The 18625-nt window shown below is 52.7% G+C and carries 20 protein-coding genes; 16 read left to right on the top strand and 4 right to left on the bottom strand.

The window, feature by feature from the left end:
- Positions 1-64 precede the first annotated feature (64 nt).
- Positions 65-448, bottom strand: coding sequence for a metalloregulator ArsR/SmtB family transcription factor (locus LKE53_07535; protein MCH3972594.1), 384 nt, complete (start codon positions 446-448; stop codon positions 65-67).
- A gap of 238 nt (positions 449-686) precedes the next feature.
- Here LKE53_07535 and LKE53_07530 point away from each other — a divergent pair, with 238 nt between their 5' ends.
- Both LKE53_07530 and LKE53_07525 read left to right on the top strand, forming a co-directional pair.
- Entirely contained in the window at positions 687-3263 is a 2577-nt protein-coding gene (locus tag LKE53_07530) for a heavy metal translocating P-type ATPase (GenBank protein ID MCH3972593.1), read from the top strand.
- The gene (locus LKE53_07525; protein MCH3972592.1) at positions 3260-3523 is read left to right on the top strand and encodes a metal-sensing transcriptional repressor; all 264 of its coding nucleotides are present in this window, start codon (positions 3260-3262) and stop codon (positions 3521-3523) included. Before LKE53_07530 ends, LKE53_07525 begins: the two co-directional genes overlap by 4 nt.
- A gap of 63 nt (positions 3524-3586) precedes the next feature.
- Here LKE53_07525 and LKE53_07520 read toward each other — a convergent pair whose 3' ends face one another.
- On the bottom strand, positions 3587-4276 hold the full coding sequence (locus tag LKE53_07520; GenBank protein MCH3972591.1) for a DUF308 domain-containing protein: 690 nt from the start codon (positions 4274-4276) through the stop codon (positions 3587-3589).
- Positions 4277-4520: 244 nt separating this feature from the next.
- Between LKE53_07520 and LKE53_07515 the strand changes: the two genes are divergently transcribed.
- Both LKE53_07515 and LKE53_07510 read left to right on the top strand, forming a co-directional pair.
- Entirely contained in the window at positions 4521-4988 is a 468-nt protein-coding gene (locus LKE53_07515) for a putative ABC transporter permease (GenBank protein MCH3972590.1), read from the top strand.
- A 234-nt stretch (positions 4989-5222) separates the two neighbouring features.
- Positions 5223-6431 carry a hypothetical protein gene (locus LKE53_07510; GenBank protein MCH3972589.1) on the top strand — a complete coding sequence of 403 codons (1209 nt, stop codon included), beginning with the start codon at positions 5223-5225 and terminating at the stop codon, positions 6429-6431.
- Positions 6432-6491: 60 nt separating this feature from the next.
- On the opposite strand, the gene LKE53_07505 is transcribed toward LKE53_07510, so the two are convergent.
- Positions 6492-6629, bottom strand: coding sequence for a hypothetical protein (locus tag LKE53_07505; protein ID MCH3972588.1), 138 nt, complete (start codon positions 6627-6629; stop codon positions 6492-6494).
- A 51-nt stretch (positions 6630-6680) separates the two neighbouring features.
- Positions 6681-7541, bottom strand: a complete 861-nt coding sequence (locus tag LKE53_07500) for an undecaprenyl-diphosphate phosphatase (protein MCH3972587.1) — start codon at positions 7539-7541, stop codon at positions 6681-6683.
- A gap of 344 nt (positions 7542-7885) precedes the next feature.
- Between LKE53_07500 and LKE53_07495 the strand changes: the two genes are divergently transcribed.
- Genes LKE53_07495 through hypE form a run of 12 tightly spaced genes read left to right on the top strand, consistent with a single transcriptional unit; the run spans position 7886 to position 18490 of the window.
- The gene (locus LKE53_07495; GenBank protein MCH3972586.1) at positions 7886-9790 is read left to right on the top strand and encodes an NADH-quinone oxidoreductase subunit L; all 1905 of its coding nucleotides are present in this window, start codon (positions 7886-7888) and stop codon (positions 9788-9790) included.
- Positions 9783-10646, top strand: a complete 864-nt coding sequence (locus tag LKE53_07490) for an NADH-quinone oxidoreductase subunit H (protein MCH3972585.1) — start codon at positions 9783-9785, stop codon at positions 10644-10646. The genes LKE53_07495 and LKE53_07490 overlap by 8 nt, the downstream gene beginning before the upstream one ends.
- A gap of 21 nt (positions 10647-10667) precedes the next feature.
- A complete protein-coding gene (locus tag LKE53_07485) occupies positions 10668-11174 on the top strand; it encodes an NADH-quinone oxidoreductase subunit B family protein (GenBank protein MCH3972584.1) in 507 nt (168 codons plus the stop codon).
- Complete coding sequence (locus LKE53_07480; GenBank protein MCH3972583.1) at positions 11171-11623, top strand: NADH-quinone oxidoreductase subunit C; 453 nt, start codon at positions 11171-11173, stop codon at positions 11621-11623. The genes LKE53_07485 and LKE53_07480 overlap by 4 nt, the downstream gene beginning before the upstream one ends.
- Complete coding sequence (locus tag LKE53_07475; GenBank protein MCH3972582.1) at positions 11616-12698, top strand: nickel-dependent hydrogenase large subunit; 1083 nt, start codon at positions 11616-11618, stop codon at positions 12696-12698. Before LKE53_07480 ends, LKE53_07475 begins: the two co-directional genes overlap by 8 nt.
- 12 nt (positions 12699-12710) lie before the next feature.
- Complete coding sequence (locus LKE53_07470) at positions 12711-13097, top strand: 4Fe-4S dicluster domain-containing protein (GenBank protein ID MCH3972581.1); 387 nt, start codon at positions 12711-12713, stop codon at positions 13095-13097.
- Positions 13039-13383 carry a hydrogenase maturation nickel metallochaperone HypA gene (locus tag LKE53_07465; GenBank protein MCH3972580.1) on the top strand — a complete coding sequence of 115 codons (345 nt, stop codon included), beginning with the start codon at positions 13039-13041 and terminating at the stop codon, positions 13381-13383. Before LKE53_07470 ends, LKE53_07465 begins: the two co-directional genes overlap by 59 nt.
- A gap of 2 nt (positions 13384-13385) precedes the next feature.
- The gene (hypB, locus tag LKE53_07460; protein ID MCH3972579.1) at positions 13386-14036 is read left to right on the top strand and encodes a hydrogenase nickel incorporation protein HypB; all 651 of its coding nucleotides are present in this window, start codon (positions 13386-13388) and stop codon (positions 14034-14036) included.
- The gene (hypF, locus tag LKE53_07455; protein ID MCH3972578.1) at positions 14033-16243 is read left to right on the top strand and encodes a carbamoyltransferase HypF; all 2211 of its coding nucleotides are present in this window, start codon (positions 14033-14035) and stop codon (positions 16241-16243) included. Before hypB ends, hypF begins: the two co-directional genes overlap by 4 nt.
- Positions 16244-16249: 6 nt before the next feature.
- The gene (locus LKE53_07450) at positions 16250-16474 is read left to right on the top strand and encodes a HypC/HybG/HupF family hydrogenase formation chaperone (protein ID MCH3972577.1); all 225 of its coding nucleotides are present in this window, start codon (positions 16250-16252) and stop codon (positions 16472-16474) included.
- The gene (hypD, locus tag LKE53_07445; GenBank protein MCH3972576.1) at positions 16464-17510 is read left to right on the top strand and encodes a hydrogenase formation protein HypD; all 1047 of its coding nucleotides are present in this window, start codon (positions 16464-16466) and stop codon (positions 17508-17510) included. The genes LKE53_07450 and hypD overlap by 11 nt, the downstream gene beginning before the upstream one ends.
- Complete coding sequence (gene hypE / locus LKE53_07440; GenBank protein MCH3972575.1) at positions 17507-18490, top strand: hydrogenase expression/formation protein HypE; 984 nt, start codon at positions 17507-17509, stop codon at positions 18488-18490. The genes hypD and hypE overlap by 4 nt, the downstream gene beginning before the upstream one ends.
- Positions 18491-18625 lie beyond the last annotated feature (135 nt).

The raw sequence follows: 18625 nt of genomic DNA, 5'->3' as shown, positions 1-18625 counted from the left end.
CCTCATTTCTCCGCAGTAAACTTTGAAAAGTTGGAAAGCAGACATTCGTGTAACGAATTGTTTTTCAAAAGGACTGGCCGCCGTTTAGTTCCAGCAGGTGGTCCATGCCGGTGCCAAGAATCGTGCGTACATGATCGTCTGCCAAAGAATAAAAGACAGTTTTGCCATCACGTCGGCACTTTACCAGCTGACTTTGCTTGAGTACGCGCAACTGATGCGAAATAGCCGACTGATTCATCTTTAAGAGCTGAGCAATGTCGCACACACACACTTCACTTTCAAATAATACATAAAGAATTTTGATGCGCGTGCTGTCTCCAAAGACCTTAAACAGCTCTGCTAAGTCGTATAGTGCGTCCTCGTCTGGCATCTGCTGTTCTACCTTTTTGATAATATCCTCGTGCACATGAAAAAAGTCACAGCGTTCAATTCCGTTTTTGTCCGGCATGAGAAAGCTCCTTTCGGTACAATAGATATGAACATATGAATAATTGTTCATATATTCATTATATGCTGCTTGCTGTGTTTGTCAAGGGGAATCTTGACTTTTTTGGTGGGGTGTGTTATCCTGAAAATATACCCCCCACATGGGGGGTGTCCTGCATATTTCTGCCGTGGGTGCAAACACTGCCGGCAGAGCCTTTGGGTTGCGTCGTATTTCGGAATATAAAAGAATGGAGGAATTTATGAAACAGGAAAAGTTTACGGTGACCGGCATGACTTGTGCGGCCTGTCAGGCCCATGTGGAAAAGGCGGTCAATTCCCTTGCGGGAGTAGAGGCGTGCAATGTCAGCCTGCTTTCCGGCATGATGAGCGTACAGTTTGACCCGGCATCAGTCACAGAAAAAGCAATTTGTGCGGCAGTAAAGAAAGGCGGGTACGGGGCACGCCCTATGGGACAGCACAGTGCAGTGGAAGAAGAGATTTCTGCCCGCGAGCGTGCTGAGAAGGAGCGGCAGTCGATGAAAAAGCGGCTGATTGCTTCCATCGTTTTCTTTATACCGCTTTTCTATATTGCGATGGGGCACATGGCAGGCCTGCCGCTGCCGCCGTTCCTTTCTGGTATGCAGAACGCCGTGACTTACGGAATGGTGCAGTTCCTTTTGGTGCTGCCGATTATCTACATTAACCGCAGCTATTTTGTGAATGGCTACCGCTCTTTATTCCAGCGGTCCCCCAATATGGACAGCCTTATTGCAATCGGTGCCACAGCGGCGGTCGTCTACGGTATTTTTGCCATTTGCCGCATGGGCAGCGGGCTTGCCGCCGGCGATATGGCGCTCGCCGAAAAATATCATCATGACCTGTATTTTGAGTCGGCCGGCACAATTCTTACACTGATTACCGTAGGAAAGTACCTTGAGAGCCGCTCTCGCGGTCAGACTACCGAGGCAGTGGAAAAGCTGCTGGATTTAAAGCCGCAGACAGCGGTCGTTTTGCGCGGCGGCGCCGAGCAGGAAATCCCCGCGGAAGAGGTGCAGCAGGGAGATTTGGTTGTGGTGCGCCCGGGAGAGGCAATCCCAGTGGACGGCGTTGTCACCGAGGGGAACTCTGCCGTTGACCAAAGCGCAATCACCGGCGAGAGTATGCCAGTGGAAAAACAGGCCGGCGACGAAGTCGCCGCCGCCACCATCAATGGGACCGGCCGCTTTGTCTTTCGCGCGACAAAGGTTGGGGATGACACCGCTTTGGCGCAGATTATCCGCTTGGTAGAGGACGCCGGCAGCAGCAAAGCTCCTATTGCCAGACTTGCGGACAAGATTGCCGGCGTGTTTGTGCCAATTGTAATGTCGATTGCGGCTGTGACAGCCATTGTCTGGCTCTGCTTAGGGTATGGCAGTGAGTTTGCCCTGCGTGCCGGTATTGCGGTGCTGGTAATTTCTTGCCCCTGTGCACTGGGCCTCGCCACGCCGGTGGCGATTATGGTGGGCACCGGGCGCGGCGCACAGTTTGGCATTCTGTATAAATCCGCTGAAGCGCTGGAAACCGCCCACGCGGTCGACACCGTAGTGCTGGATAAGACCGGTACGTTGACGGCGGGTCGGCCGGAGGTCACTGACTTGCTGGCACAGCCGCCTTTTACCAAAAAGGAATTGCTGCAGACTGCCGCCGCGCTGGAACAGCCCAGTGAGCATCCGCTGGCGCAGGCAGTTCTGCGGGAAGCTGCAGCAAAAGGTATTGTGCCCGCGGCCGTTACGGAATTTCAGGCAGTGCCGGGACGCGGCGTGCGTGCAAAAATCGGCGAAAGCGAGTACGAAGCGGGCAATGTCGGCATGATGCGTGACTGCGGTGCAGATATTTCACCGCTGCAGAAGCAGACGGAAAAATTGGCACAGGAGGGAAAAACACCGCTCTTTTTGGCAAAGGGCAGTACGCTGATGGGCCTGGCTGCGGCAGCCGACCCTATCAAGCCCTCCAGCCGTGCAGCAATACAGGCCTTTCAAAAACTCGGCGTTTCTGTTATTATGCTGACAGGCGACCATAAGCAGACCGCAGAGGCAATCCGCAAAAAGCTCGGCATTGACCACGCTGTGGCAGAGGTTCTTCCGCAGGACAAAGAGCAGCAGGTGCGCTCTTTGCAGGAAGCCGGGCATAAAGTGGCTATGGTGGGTGACGGCATTAATGACGCCCCCGCGCTGACCCGCGCCGATGTCGGTATTGCCATTGGCGCCGGAACGGATATTGCCATTGAGGCGGCGGACGTGGTGCTGATGAAGAGCGACCCGCAGGATGCCGCAGCTGCCATTGAACTTTCGCGCGCGGTTATCCGCAACGTCAAAGAAAACCTTTTCTGGGCTTTCTTTTATAATACGCTGGGCATTCCGTTGGCGGCTGGTGTCTTTTACCCGCTCTTGGGTTGGCAGCTGAATCCTATGTTTGCTGCGGCTGCGATGAGTTTCAGCAGTGTGTTTGTCGTTACCAATGCCCTGCGGCTGCGTTTCTTTAAGCCCAAATCCATACAGCCTGTGCAGGATACCGCTGCACAGAAGATCAAACAGACAGAAAACCACCAGACAGCAGATATTCGGAAAGGGGAACCAACAATGACAAAAACAATTTCTGTAGAAGGTATGATGTGTGAACACTGCAAGGCGCATGTCGAGAACGCATTGCAGGGTGTGCCGGGCGTTGCCAAAGCAGAGGTAAGCCTTGAGCAAAAACAGGCGAAAGTCACCTGCAGCGGTGAAGTAACGGACAAAGCCCTGCAGAAGGCGGTCAAAGAGGCCGGCTATGAGCCGGGAAATGTGGTGGCAACAAAATGAAAGCAGACAAAACTTCCATTGAGCGCCTGCTAAAGACCGCCTCCGGCCAGCTGAACGGCGTCATGAAAATGGTGGAAGAGGACCGCTACTGTATCGATATCAGCAACCAGCTGCAGGCAGTTACGGCAATTCTAAAAAAAGCAAACCGCGAGATTCTGCATGCACATATGCGCTGCTGTGTGACAGAAGCGGTGGAAAGCGGAAACCCGGACGAAAAAATCGATGAGCTTCTAGACTTGATGGAGCGTGCCGCAAAATAAAAAAGCACGTCTTTTCGGCTGCATTTGAGCGGCCGGGAAAGGCGTGCTTCTTTATTGCTTTGTTTATTTTTCTTCCGGTACTTCTTCTGTTTCCGGCTTGGGCAACTCTGGCTTCGGCAGTTCGCTGGGGTCCAGTTCTTCGGTATTCTCTAGTTCGGCCGATCGCCGCTGCTGATAGGTCTTGTGTGCATGGCGCAGAATCAATACGACAATAATATTCAGTATGCCGTCGGTAATCAGTACTGCATAAGTAAACGTCAAGCGCTTGGCGTCGTCGCCAAACGGATTTGCCAGCGCTGTCATGGCGAGCGCAATGCTTGCCCCGGCCAGCAGCAGAACAATCCACCACTTTTTCATCTGCAGCCGCAGTAAATCGGTAGAATACTGAATTTTAATTAAGCTGTCTGCCAAAACAGCAATGGCTAGCAGCTGACTGAAAGCAAAAGCAATTTCCGCGGTGCGCATCAATGAAAAAACGCCTAGCAGAATGCAGGCGGCACCACCTGCAAACTCAAAGTGCCCCGGGTCAAGGTAGCGCTTGCGCAGAAAATAGATCAAAATCAGCACTGTACCGGCAATCATCAGCAGAATGGCGATTGCTTGGCAGAGCGCTGGCAGTGAAATCTGAGGAAACAGCAGCAGCAGCGCGCCGCCGATAATATATGCCGCAGAAACACAGACCAAAACAGTCCATGAAAAAACAGAATCTTTCATTTTCTGTGTTTTGCTTTCGGCTTTCTTTTTTGGTTCCATAGTATTCTCCTTTTTGCGGCAGGTCATTTTCCGCATAAACAAATGATTGACTAACCATATTATATAATATCGGCAGCAAAAATGGTAGTATCTGCTTTGTCAGCTTCCAAAACTTTTTGGCTTTTTTGACAGAATGAACCTGCCGTTTGTCCGTTATAAGCGCCCGCCTGTGTGCCATACTATAGCGGAAATTAAAAACGGCGCCGGGGAAAAACGCCGCTTTACTGGAAAAGGAGCTGGAAGAATGGAAGGGGAAAACGTAAAAGCGGCTTTGCCGCAGGAAAAAGCCGCCGCACCAAATAAAATGCTCGAATACCTTGGCATGTGGCTTTTGGGCGGCGGCTGCTACTGCCTGCTGGAAGCCGCCTGGCGTGGATGGACCCACTGGACCATGTTTTTAGCCGGCGGCACGCTGTTTTTGCTGATTGGTCTGGAGCATGGCCCGAAAGACAGAGAACGGTCCCTGGCAGGCAGGGGAATGCTGGCGGGGCTAACCATTACCGCCGGGGAGTTTTTGACAGGGTGCGTTGTCAACCTTTGGCTACACATGGGTGTATGGGATTACTCTGCACAGCCTTATAACCTTTTGGGGCAGGTGTCGCTGCTGGCCTCTTTGGGCTGGTGTGCAGTCGGGCTCTTGGCAGTGCTGTTTTATGACATGTTGGTTTGGCGGTTGTTTGGGGAAGAGCGGCCGCACTACAAATTTTTTTAGATAAAAAATACGCGAAATTACTTTTTTCTGCGCGCTGGTGTGCTTGCTGTTTGGTGCACCAGCGCGTTTTTTTGTATGCGGTCATTGTGAATAAGAACGGGGATTTGCCTTGAAAAATCTGCATTATTGAAAAGATTCTAGTGAATAAAATTCACTTATTCTGTCGAAAATTTGTGTATTCTTTTATAATAAACGCATATTTTGAGAGTCAATTCCATAAAAGAGGGAAAACAGATGAAGCAGCGCAGAAAAAACAAAATTGGTCTTTCTCTGTGTGTGGCCTTCCTGACAGGACTTCTGTCCTTTTTCTGTCCATCACAGCCGGCTTTTGGGGAGGAAGCGTCGGCATGGAAAATTGGGGGCCGCGTGACATTGCTGCAGCATGCCGCTTCGCTGACGCTGCAGATGGATGGAAACACGGTTTCTTTCAGTGGTGCGCTGTGTGCTGCCTGTCTGGAACCGCACACGGATTCTGTTTTGCTGCTGATGCACAGCGGTACGGGGACTTATCTCAATTTGTACTGTGCAGGAAGTGCTTATACCGGAAGCCACGCATTGGCTGCCGCGGCGGAGGTGCCCGCGCTGCAGGCATGCTGCAGCAAACGAGCCCTTTTTGTGCGGTACAGTTCGGCGTCGGGGCAGGCAGAGTACAGTGTACAGAAAGCAGGCAGTACAGCTGTCTGTACAGCGGCTTCCTCGGTGCCTGCCGGTTCCTGGGACAGTGTCAAGGCAGTGAAAACAGCGCAGAGCGTTTCTTCGGCGCCGGTCGTATCTTCTGGGCAGAAGAGCAGCCGCCCAAGTTCATCTTCTTCCGCTTCAAAGGTGCAGGGAAGCGGCGCTGCATTAAAAGCGCCTGGTGCAGCGGAATCGAGCGGAGAAGCCGCTGCTTCCCCAGGCAGCAACTCTGCTCTGCAGAAAACGGAAGAAGCGCAGCTCCCTGTAGAAACAGTTTCACAGCAGGCGTCGGATGCACAGACGCAAAGCGTGGTTCCTTCCAGTGCCTTAAAACGTCCCTCAGCCATTCGGCAGACCGCCAGCCGCCTGTACCGCTGCGGCGGCCCAACCACTGTAGCACAGTTGCAGCAGGAACTGCTAAACCTGCACGGTGGCAATGAAAAAGAAAAAATAAATGTCTTTACAGCGGAAGGCAAGCCCGTCAACACAGGGTACCTGACTACAGGCGACCAGATACAGGATTACCGCAATGGCACAATCAGCCGGCTTACCGTGATTATTCCTGGGGATTTGTGCGGCAGCGGCCACCCGGATACAGCTTCTTACGCGCTGCTGCGGCAGAGTGTGGCAGGCGGCAGCCAGCTCAGCGGTTTAACAGCACAGGCGGCGGACATGACGCAGCCGGGCGGGGAGGCCGACAGCGCAGCCGCGCCGGTCTTAAATACAGCGGATCTTTTGCTGCTAAAGCGTGCAGCGGAAAACCATTAAATAGCAAAAGCCCGGCCTGCCAGCAGATGACTGTCTGCGGCGGCCGGGCTTTTTTGTTTTTCAGGCTGCTTTAGCCCGCCTGATCGGCGGAAATTCCGAAAGATCTGCGATCAGTTTTGTGTGCTCAAAACCGGTAAGCAGTTTCCACAGGCCATATAAAGATAAAAAGAGAAGAAATATTTTTTTCAGTACTTTCATAATTCATAAAACCTCCTTCATTTTCAGCCTTCCGAGAAGGTCTCTTTCGTTTTATGCGGTTACTTTTAAGACGTGTGTCAGTGAAAAGATGATCATCAATGCACCCAAGGCAATGCGGTACCAGCCAAAGGGCTTGAAGCTGTGCTTTTTTACAAACCGCATCATTGCGCGTATGGCAAAGAGCGAGACAAAGAATGCAACAACCATGCCCACCAACAGCACGGTCAGCTCCATGGCAGAGAAGCCAAAACCATAGCTTTTAAAGTATTTAAAGATTTCCCACACGCTGGCCCCCAGCATGGTGGGGATTGCCAGGAAGAAAGAAAATTCAGCGGCAGCGGGGCGTCCGCAGCCCAGCAGCGATGCACCCAAAATCGTGGAGCCAGAGCGAGAGGTGCCAGGAATCAGCGACAGGCACTGAAACAGACCAATTTTAAAGGAAGTTTTCCGGTCAATTTCGTCCGGTGTGCGAAAGCGCGGCCTGTGGTGCATGTTTTCGATTACGATGAAAAGAACACCATAAAGGATGAGCATAATCGAAACGACCTGCGCGTTGTAAAGATGTTCGTGCAGAAAGTCATCGAGCAGCAAACCAAAAATGCCGACGGGCACGGTACCGATAATGACTTTCAGCCACAGCTGCCAGGTGCTCTTTTTCTGCTGCGGTGTTTTGCGCTTGCTGAAGGGATTCAGACGGTGGCGGTAAAGCGCGATAACCGCAAGAATAGAACCAAACTGAATGACAACTAAAAATAGATCAATGAATTTTTGTCCGCCGCGGTAAGCGGTAGGGTCCATCGGCCAGAAAGAATCAAACAGGATCATGTGGCCGGTGCTGCTCACGGGCAGCCATTCGGTAATGCCCTGGATAATTCCCAGAATAATCGCTTTAATAATTTCCAGTAGCTGCATGTATGTATCCTTTCTGCTGTGAATTCGGCGTTTGCAAGACGACCTGAAGCGAAATCTATTATAGCATATCGTCTTATAAAAAGAAATGCTTTTCCTTGCTGCTGCCGCATTTCTTAAATTTTCCATAAAATGAGAAGGCTTGCTGCGGCAAATGATTCTGTATCAGAATCATGACAAATTTTATATCTGTAACATTGACTTTTCGATAAAACAGATGTAAAATTGTGAAAAATGACGAAATTATGAACTGGATATGAAGTCCTGAAACGGAAATCAATGGGTGCAGCAGCTGACTGTGGATGTGCCTTTTTATCATTATACATTTCCATAAGGGGGAAAAATGTGTGGCTTTACTGGGTCTTTTAATTGGGATACCGGCCTTGGCGTCGCTGGTCCTGCTGGTGATGCGTGACGACCGGAAGCGGGGGATTTTTGTAAAAATTGCTGCGGCAGCCACCGCAGCAACTGCCATTGCGACCGCAATCACTTTTTTTGGCAGCGCCTCAACTTCTTTTCGTATTGGCAGCGAGGTGTTCACTAAAACCATTTTGGTACTAGAAGTGGTTTTGTGTGCGGTCATTTTGTGGCTGACATTTTCGGCAAAGCGCATTCTCATTGGTCTGCTTTCTATCGTGCAGACCGCGCTGATTGTGTGGTTTGAGCTGACAGCCGGGGACAAGCTGCATGTACAAAAAGATATTGTTATAGACCGCTTTGTCATTATTATGATTGTCATTGTCGGTGTTATTGGCAGCACAATCACGGTCTATGCACTGGGGTATATGAAGGATTTTCAGAAGAAAGCGGGCAGTGTACCGGATCGCCGTCCGTTCTTTTTCTTTGTCATGTACCTTTTTTTGGCAGCCATGTTTGGCTTGGTGCTTTCCAACAACCTGCTCAATATGTATTTCTGCTGGGAAATCACCAGCCTGTCGTCTTTCCTTTTGATAGGCTATACGCGTACGCCTGAGGCACAGCACAACTCTTTCCGCGCTTTGTGGATGAACCTGCTGGGCGGGGCGGCGTTTGCACTGGCCATTGTGATTTTGGGTATCTATTACGGTACAGTAGAGATTACCCAAATGATTTCCATAGGCAAGGCAGGCGCCAGTGTGGTGCTGCCGGCCTGTCTGCTGGTTTTTGCGGGCCTGACCAAAGCGGCGCAGATGCCGTTTTCCAGCTGGCTTTTGGGTGCTATGGTCGCGCCTACACCAACCAGCGCGCTGCTGCATTCTTCCACAATGGTCAAGGCGGGCGTATTCCTCATCATTCGCATCAGCCCGGTGCTGGGCGAAAACCAGGCGGGCATTATGGCAATGTTTGTCGGCGGCATGACGTTTTTGTTTGCCTCTTTTGCGGCTATTTCGCAGTCGAACGGCAAAAAAGTTTTGGCGTACTCGACCATTTCTAATCTGGGTCTGATTGTCTGCTGTGCAGGCATTGGTACCTTTGAGGCTGTGTGGACAGCCATTATGCTGGTGATGTTCCACGCGGTGGCAAAGAGCCTGATGTTCCTGACAGTGGGTACGGCAGAGCACCACGTCGGCAGCCGCAATATTGAGAGCTTTGACGGTTTGTTCAGTGAAATGCCGCAGCTGGCTATCTGCATGGCTGTTGGCATTTGCGGCATGTTCCTTGCGCCTTTTGGTATGCTTATTTCCAAGTGGGCCGCAATGAAAGCCTTTATCGATTCGGGCCATGCACTGCTGCTGCTGGTGCTGGTTTTTGGCTCCTCTGCAACGTTCTTTTTCTGGACAAAATGGCTGGGCAAGATTACAGCGATTGTACCCGGCAAACGCAATATAGAAGGTTCTGTACATAAAGAAGAGTGGTTCGCTATTAAGGGCCTTGCAGTCCTGACGATTGTTGTCTGCATCCTGTTCCCTGTGCTTTCTGCACAGCTGGTTGTGCCCTACCTGCATGAGGTATTTCATACGGAAATGCAGGTTATCAGCAACGACAACCTGATGATTATGTCCTTTATGGTGGTGCTGTTGGTTGTGCTGCCGCTGCTTGCTTTTGGTAAAAGCCATAAAAAGCTGGTCAATACCAACCTCAGCGGTGAAAATATGGGCGATGACCTGACTTTCCGCGGTGCCATGGATGTGCCGGTTCCGGTGTCTTTGCGCAACTGGTACATGACCGACTGGTTTGGAGAGAAAAAAATGACAGCGATTGGCAGTGCGGTCTGTATTGCGGCAATCATTATTGAATTTGCAGCTCTGTTTGGGGGTGAGTTGCATGTCTAATATTCTTTCGGGAATTGCGTACATCCTTTTTGCGCCGCTTGTCGGCGGGCTGCTTGCCGGTATTGACCGCAAAATCACGGCGCACATGCAGCGCCGCAAGGGACCGCCGCTGCTGCAGTCTTTCTATGATGTCTTTAAGCTATGCAGCAAACAGGGTATTTCTGTAAACCGTGTGCAGGACTTTTACGTCGGCGGATTTCTGCTGTTTGTTATCATCAGCGGTATTTTCTTCTTTACGCACGGCGATATTCTGCTGGTCGTGTTTACACTGACCCTTGCCAGCGTGTGCTTAATCGTTGCAGCGTATTCTTCCAATTCGCCCTACAGCCAATTAGGCGCAGAGCGAGAGCTGCTGCAGACCATGTCTTACGAGCCCATGCTTCTGATGATGTCCATCGGTTTTTACCTGACATTCGGTACATTTAATCTGGCCGATATCGTCAGCGGGCCGCAAATCGGAATTTTGTATATGCCGGGGTTGTTCTTTGGCTTGTGCTACATTCTGATTATCAAATTCCGCAAATCTCCGTTTGATCTTTCCATGTCACACGAAGCGCACCAGGAATTAATTAAAGGAATTGCAACAGAATTTTCTGGTAGAACGCTTGCCATGGTCGAGGTTGCACATTGGTACGAAAATATTTTCCTGCTCGGCTTTGTGTACTTGTATTTTGTCTGGTCGGCGCCCTACAGTCCGCTTATCGGTATTGCGGCCTGCGCAGTGGTCTTTGTACTGGAAATTCTGATAGACAACTGCTGTTCGCGCGTAAAGTGGCAGCGTGTGCTGACTTCTTCGTGGCTGGTTTCGCTGGTCGCGGGCTTTGTCAACCTGCTGGTGCTTATGTCACTGCGCTGAGGAAAGGATGGTTTTGCAGCAATGTCTTATATGAAAAAATCTCCGTGGATTATCCACTATGATGGTTCCAGCTGCAACGGCTGCGATATTGAAACGCTTGCCTGCCTGACACCGCTGTACGACGCGGAGCGCTTTGGCGTAATCAATACCGGCAACCCCAAGCATGCAGATATCTTTTTGGTAACGGGCGCGGTCAATGCCCAAAACTTGCCGGTCGTGCGGCAGATTTATTCCCAGATGCCAGAGCCGAAAGCAGTGGTTGCAATCGGTATTTGTGCCTGTTCGGGCGGCGTTTTTCGGGAATGCTACAATATTATGGGCGGCGTAGATAAAGCAATTCCGGTAGATGTCTATGTGCCCGGCTGTGCCGCGCGCCCAGAGGCCATTATCGACGGCATTGTGCAGGCACTGGATATTTTGGAAAAGAAACGCGAAGCACTGCGCTCTGGAAAAGTGGAAGAGCTCGAAAGCAAAGATAGCCTGCCGCCGATGCCGGAGAAAACAAAGCGCAAGGAGGCAACACCGTGAAGCAGCAGATGATTCATATTGAAGTCCCGCAGCTGCTCGACCAGGTTGAGCGTATGAAGAGGCAGGGCTGCCGCATGGTGCAGATTTGCTGTACCAGAGTGCCAGAGGGCTATGAGCTTACTTATTCCTTTGATAAAGATTATACTTTATACAACTTACGCTTGACAGCAGCCGAAAATGAGCCGGTTATGAGCATTACCAGCATTTATTGGCCGGCATTTGTTTATGAAAATGAGATGCACGACCTGTTTGGCGTGCAGATTCGCCATATTGCCCATGATGTTGATTATGGTGGAACGTTTTATCGCCTGGCAGAAAAGACACCGTGGCATGAACTGTCGCCGCGCTGCACCATTGTGCAGAAAGCACCGCCGGCCGACAAGCCTGCGGCGGCAAAACAGGCGGGTACGGCCGCTGAAAAGTCAAAAGGAGGAGAAAGCAATGGGTAGCCATACAGTCATTCCCTTTGGGCCGCAGCACCCGGTTCTGCCCGAACCGGTGCATTTGGACCTTGAGCTGGAAGATGAAAAGGTGATTCGTGCCATTCCCTCGATTGGCTATGTGCACCGTGGACTTGAAAAACTGGTGGAAAAGCGCCAGTTTACAGAATATGTTTATGTAGCCGAGCGCATCTGCGGCATTTGTTCTTTTGGCCACGGGTGGGGTTACTGCAAGGCCGTAGAGGGCAACATGAATATTGAGGTGCCGCCGCGTGCGCGGTATCTGCGCACGATTTGGCATGAACTTTCACGTCTGCACAGCCACCTGCTGTGGCTGGGGCTTTTGGCAGACGGCATGGGTTTTGAAAGCTTATTTATGAATGCGTGGCGGCTGCGCGAGCAGATTTTGGATATCTTTGAAGCAACGACCGGCGGGCGTGTCATTTTTTCCGTCTGCAAAGTTGGTGGTGTGCGGCGGGATATTGACAACAGCACCCTGCGGGGCATTTCGCAGAAACTGCTGGATATGCGCGCAGAACTCAAACGCGTCACCGATACGTTTTTTGAAGAACCCACTGCGGTCAGCCGTCTGCGCGGCGTAGGCGTTTTGAGCCGCGAAAAAGCGCAGGACCTGTGCTGTGTAGGGCCGATGGCCCGCGCCAGCGGCATTCCGCTGGATATTCGCATGGTGGATACCGACGGCGCTTATCAGGATTTGAACTTTCAGCCCTGCCTTTCCAATGACGGTGACTGCTATGCCCGCTGCCGCGTGCGTGTAGATGAGCTGTTTACTTCTATTGATTTGATTCGGCAGGCAGTAGAGAAAATACCGGAAGGCGACCTTTCTGTTCCGGTAAAAGGAAACCCGGCCGGTGAATTTTTCACCCGTATTGAGCAGCCGCGCGGTGAGGCACTGTATTATGTAAAAGGCAACGGTACAAAGTATCTGGACCGCATGCGTGTGCGTACACCAACCAATATCAATATTCCGGCGCTGGTGCAGACGCTGCAGGGCTGTGACTTTGCCGATGTGCCCATGCTGATTTTAACCATTGACCCGTGCATCAGCTGCACCGAGCGGTAAGGAGGAAGAAAAATGTCTTACCTGCATTTTGCCCGAACCATTTTATCCAGTCTGTTTAAAAAACCGGCTACCCGCAACTACCCAGCTGTACCGCGCAAATATCCGGAGATTACGCGCGGAAAAATTGTGATGAATATTGAAAACTGCATTTTCTGCGGCATGTGTATGCGCAAGTGCCCGGCAGATGCCATTACGGTGACTCGTGCACAGAAAAAGTGGGAAATCAATCCTTTTTCCTGCATACAGTGTGGCTGCTGCGTAGAGACCTGCCCGAAAAAGTGCCTTTCCATGCAGCAGCAGTATACACAGCCTGCACCGCAGAAATCGGAGGAGGTATTTTATGCACGAGTACCCGATCACCCTGCGGATAGTCGAAATAGCAAACCAGCAGGCAAATGAAGCAAACGGGCGGGTCACCGGCATTCATTTGGTTGTTGGTGACGAGTCCGGCTTTATCGGGGAATCCATTCAAATGTATTTTGATGTGATTGCGGAAGGGACTCCCTGCGAGGGAGCCAGCCTTTCGATTGAGCGGGTGCGCCCAAAGCTGCAGTGCACGGCCTGCGGCAGGTACTTTGAGCGGCGTCCGTTTTCTTTTTCCTGTCCTTTCTGTGGCGGCGACGGCCGCCCGACTAAGATTGGAAAGGAATTCTATATTAAGGATGTAGAACTGGAGGTAGACTAGGAATGCATATGGTTAAAAAAGACGTTATGACAGATATTTATGCCGAAAATGATCATATCGCCGACCATGTAAACGGATACCTTTCTGAAAAAGGTATCTATACGGTCAATGTAATGGGCGCGCCCGGCGCCGGCAAGACCACAACTCTGGAGCAGCTGATTAAGCGCTTGGGGGTCAGGTGCTATGTTGTAGAGGGCGATATTGAATCGGATATCGACACAGAGCGTCTGCGCAAAGAGGGCATCAACGCAAGCCAGATCAATACTTTTGGCGCCTGCCACCTGGATGCACCGCTGCTGCACAATGCTGTGCATGCCATGACCTTTGACGAGCAGGGAATCCTGTTTGTCGAAAATGTAGGCAACTTAGTGTGCCCGGCTGAGTTTTCAATCGGCGAGGATATTAAGCTGCTGCAGGTTTCTACAGCAGACGGCAGTGACAAGCCGTATAAATATCCGCTGGCTTTTGAAAAGGCCAATGTCATTTTGCTGAGCAAAACAGACCTGCTGCCATATCTCGACTTTGATGAAGAATTCTTTATGAAAGGCGTGCGGCATTTAAACCCCAATGTTCCTGTATTTAAAGTCTGTGGCAAGACCGGCGAGGGGTATGACGAGGCGGCCAAGTGGCTTAAAGAAAGGTCCGGCAAATGACGACCTACTGCCTGCGGGTGACAGGACGTGTGCAGGGGGTCGGTTTCAGGCCGGCAGTCTGCCGCATTGCGCACCAGCTCGGGCTTTCGGGCGAGGTTTGCAATGCCGGCGGAGAAGCAGAAATTCTGTGCAATGCCGACGCTTCTCAGCTAGGGCAGTTCCTTGAAGCGTTGCGTCAGTGCCCGCCGCCCATTCGTATTGACCATATTACCGCCGGTGAAAGCGTTCCCCGGCGGTTTTCCGCTTTTACAGCGGCAGAGAGCTACCACAAATCTGAGGTGAGCTTTTTGCCCGCCGATATCGGTATTTGTCCTGCATGCCTCAAAGAGCTGTGGGAGCGCGGCAACGCGCGCCGGCGGTATCCGTTTATTTCCTGCGCACAGTGCGGGCCGCGCTACACGATTATTCGGTCGCTGCCCTATGACCGGGAACGCACGGCTATGGATGTTTTTCCTATGTGTTCCCTGTGTAAAAAGCAGTACGCCGATGTGCAGGACCGCCGCTGTCATGGCGAGACCCTTTCCTGTCATAGCTGCGGCCCGCAGCTGCTGGGTACAGTGCGGGGGAGCGAGCGGCGCTTTGAAAAAGAAGAGGCGCTGCAGCAGGCACGCGCCCTGCTGCAGGAAGGAAAAATCATTGCGGTCAAGGCCGTGGGCGGCTATAATTTAGTGTGTCGTGCAGACAGCACGGCTGCTGTAACGGCGTTGCGCACATTAAAGAACCGCCCGACAAAGCCTTTTGCAGTGCTGGCAGCGTCCTTTTCCGAAGCCGCGTCTATCTGCAGAATCAGCTCGCAAGAGCGCGCTCTGCTGGAGTCTGCCGCACGGCCGATTGTGCTGCTGCGGCGTGCGCCCGGCTGGGAAAAAGCTGTCTGCAGAGAGACAGCTGACCCCAGTGGAAGCCTCGGCATTTTTTTACCTGCAGTGGGACTGTATGCGCTCTTGGCGGAAAAACTGCCGCTGATTGTGACCAGCTGCAATCGTTCTGGGGAGCCCATTCTATACCGCGACAGCGATTTATCTGCGTATTATCAGGAACATACGAAAATCGCAGGCGTATTTTACAACCAGCGGCAGATTCTGCGTCCTGCTGATGATGCGGTTACCCGTATCATCGGTGGAAGCCCGCAGCTGCTGCGCCGCACCCGCGGGTACATGCCGGAACCGGTCGTGACAGACGCTCCTTTGGGCGACGTGCTGGCGCTGGGTGCACAGATGGAGCCAGCCATGTGCTTTGCTGGCAGTGGGCGGCTCTGCCCAGTTGCTGTACCGGGGGATTTATCAGAGCTTTCTTCGCAGCAGCTTTTTCGGGATACAGTCAAGGACCTTTCCGGTTTGCTGCAAATTCGTCCGCAGAAAGTTGTGTGTGACCTGCACCCGCTCTATTTTACAACAGCACTTGCCAAAACATATGGGCTGCCGGTTTTGCAGGTGCAGCATCACCACGCGCATGCGCTGTCGGTCATGGTAGAAAACCACCTTTCCGGCGAGGTGCTGGCAGTTTGTTTTGACGGCACCGGCTATGGGACAAACGGCGCAGTTTGGGGTGGCGAATTTTTACTGTGCAAAGGCCTAGAATGCACGCGGGTCGGCCATTTGGCTGAAATCCCGATGCTTGGCGGCGATGGCTCTATGCGGCAGGGGTGGAAATCGGCTATATGCCACTTGGCACACGCGGGCCTTACCAGCGGTGACAGCCGCTTCCCGGTGGTTTGTGCTGCACTGCGTGCAAACATCAACGTTATACACAATTCCAGTATGGGGCGGCTTTTCGATGCAGCTGCGGCTGTGCTTGGCCTGTGTCAGGAAAATACGCATCAGGGGCGCTGCGCAATGACCTGTGAAAATGCCGCCGCGGCAGCCTCCGCGCGCGGGGAAACGCCGGTACCCATGGACTTTGCCGAGCAAAACGGAATCTTTGATCCGGCGCCGCTCTTCCCGGTGCTTTTGGCGGAAAAGGAAAATGCGGGGGCTGCCGCATTGGGATTTCATCAGGCGGTTGTCCGCATGACCGTGCGCATGGCGCAGCAGTGCGGCGTGAAACAAATTGCTTTGACAGGCGGCGTCTTTGCCAACCGCATTCTGCTGGAGGGCTGTGAAGAAGTCCTGGCAAAGCGTGGCTTTGCCGTCTATGTAAATCGGCAGGTGCCGCCGGGCGACGGCGGCATCAGTCTGGGTCAGGCTTATTATGGATTACTGAAAGGATGACAGAACATGTGCGTTGCTTTTCCGGGCAGGGTGCTTTCAATAGACGGCGGCCGCGCAAAGGTAGACTTTTCCGGTTCGCTGACAGATGTCAATGTCTCTTTGGTCGATGTTAAAGTCGGTGAATATGTGCTGGTGCATGCGGGCATGGCGCTGCAAACCATGGGCAAAGAGGAAGCCGAGTCTTTGACGGACCTTTTTGCAGAGGTACGCGAGGCAGCAGATGAAAAATGAGCAAATGGCAGCGTATCTGACCCATTACCGGGGCAGGCCGCTGCGCCTGATGGAGGTCTGTGGAACGCATACCTCTGTTCTTTACCGCTCAGGGCTGAGGGGAATGCTGCCTGCACAGGTGGCTATGCTTTCCGGTCCTGGGTGCCCGGTGTGCGTCACGCCTACAGCCTATATTGACCGTCTGACAGAGCTTTCTCTGACGCCGGGGGTCTGTGTGCTTTCCTTTGGGGATATGCTGGCGGTGCCGGGCAGCAAGCTTTCTCTGGCCGGCGCGCGGGCACGCGGCGGGCGGGTTGGCTTTTTTTATGCGCCGGAGCAGGCGCTGAAAATAGCGGCCAAAGAACCAAAGACTTGCTTTGTTTTGGCTGCCGTTGGTTTTGAAACCACTGCGCCGGTATGGGCGGTGCTGGCAGAGACTATTTTACAGCAGGGCATACAGAATGTCCGCTTGCTGACGGCTTTAAAAACCATGCCCCTTGCTATGGACGCTTTGTGTGAAACAGGCGATATTGATGGCTTCTTGTGTCCCGGACATGTCGCGGTGGTGTCAGGCAGCGAGTCCTTTCGCCCTTTGGCAGACAAGTGGAAAAAGCCAATGGTCGTAGGCGGCTTTACGCCAGAGCTGCTTTTGCGGGCGCTGTGCCGGCTGCTGCGGGAAGCGGGAGAACGGCACAGCGGTGTCTGGAATGAATACCCTGCCTATGTACGCCGGGACGGCAACTCAAAGGCAAAAGCCGTCGTTGCGCGGGTGTTTGAGACTGGACCTGCGTGCTGGCGGGGGCTCGGTGTACTGGCGGGATCTGGTTTATATCTGCGCGGAAAGTATGCTGCACTGGATGCCGGCAGCGGGGCACTTTATGATGACCGTGCACCAGAGGGCTGCTGCTGTGGAAAAGTGCTGACCGGTGCGCTTACCCCGCAGCAGTGTCCGCTTTTTGGCAAGGCTTGTCTGCCAGAGCACCCGGTCGGCGCCTGTATGGTGTCGTCCGAGGGCAGCTGCCGCATTACTTACCTGGAAAGAGGAGATTCTTTATGAAAATTGAACTGCGCCATGGAGCGGGCGGGGCAGATACTGCAGGCTTGATTGACAGCATTTTTGCACGCCATTTTCACAATGCGGTGCTTGATAAAATGGAAGACGGCGCGGTGCTGCCCCGCCCGGCGGGTGAATTGGTGTTGACGACAGACAGCTTTGTGGTGCAGCCACTGGAGTTTTCAGGCGGGAACATCGGGCGGCTGGCGGTTTGTGGTACGGTAAATGACCTTTCCTGCATGGGGGCTGTGCCAAAATATTTGACAGCCGGCTTTATTTTGGAGGAGGGCCTCGAGACTGATACACTGGAGCGCATGGTTGCCTCTATGGCGGCAACCGCAAAAGAGGCCGGCGTTTCTATTGTTGCGGGCGATACCAAAGTAATAGAGGGAAACGGCGGTATGTACATCAATACTGCCGGAGCAGGGATTCGCCCGCAGGGCCGCTGTGTTTCGGCGGCCAACCTGTGCCCCGGTGACCAGCTGATCCTTTCCGGTACACTGGGCGAGCACCACGCGGTGATTCTGTCGTCGCGCATGGGCCTGCAGACAAGCTTAAAAAGTGACTGCGCGCCGCTGAATGCTATGACAGAAGCACTCTTTTCTGCAGGCGTCTCTGTGCACACAATGCGCGACATTACCCGCGGCGGGCTGGCAACGGTCGCCTGTGAATTGGCGAAAGCCTCTGGTTGTGCACTCGCAATAGAGGAAAGCGCACTGCCTGTTTCCGAGGGTGTGCACGCCCTGTGCGGTATTTTGGGGCTTGACCCACTGACGATGGGAAATGAGGGCAAACTTCTGATTGCGGTGCCGCAGGCAGATACTGCACACGCACTGGCAACTGTAAAAGCGGTACCTTATGGGGAAAACGCCGCAGTCATCGGCACGGTCTGTGCCGGCAGCGGCGTCACGCTGCAGACAGCCATCGGCGGGCGGCGGGTGCTGTCGCCGCTGCGCGGAGAGGGTCTGCCGCGCATTTGCTGAAAATGCGCATTTTGCCAGACAGATCAGGGTAGATTGCACAGTAAAATGGAAATAATATGAATAATCTGTTTCAAAAATTATAATTTTGTGTAAATAGCATCTTGCTTTCTGCCCTTTTTTCAGATATACTGTTTT

Source organism: Oscillospiraceae bacterium, from assembly GCA_022483045.1.
In the GTDB taxonomy this organism is placed as follows: Bacteria; Bacillota; Clostridia; order Oscillospirales; family Acutalibacteraceae; genus Caproicibacterium.
This window is presented reverse-complemented; position numbering and strand designations above follow the sequence as displayed.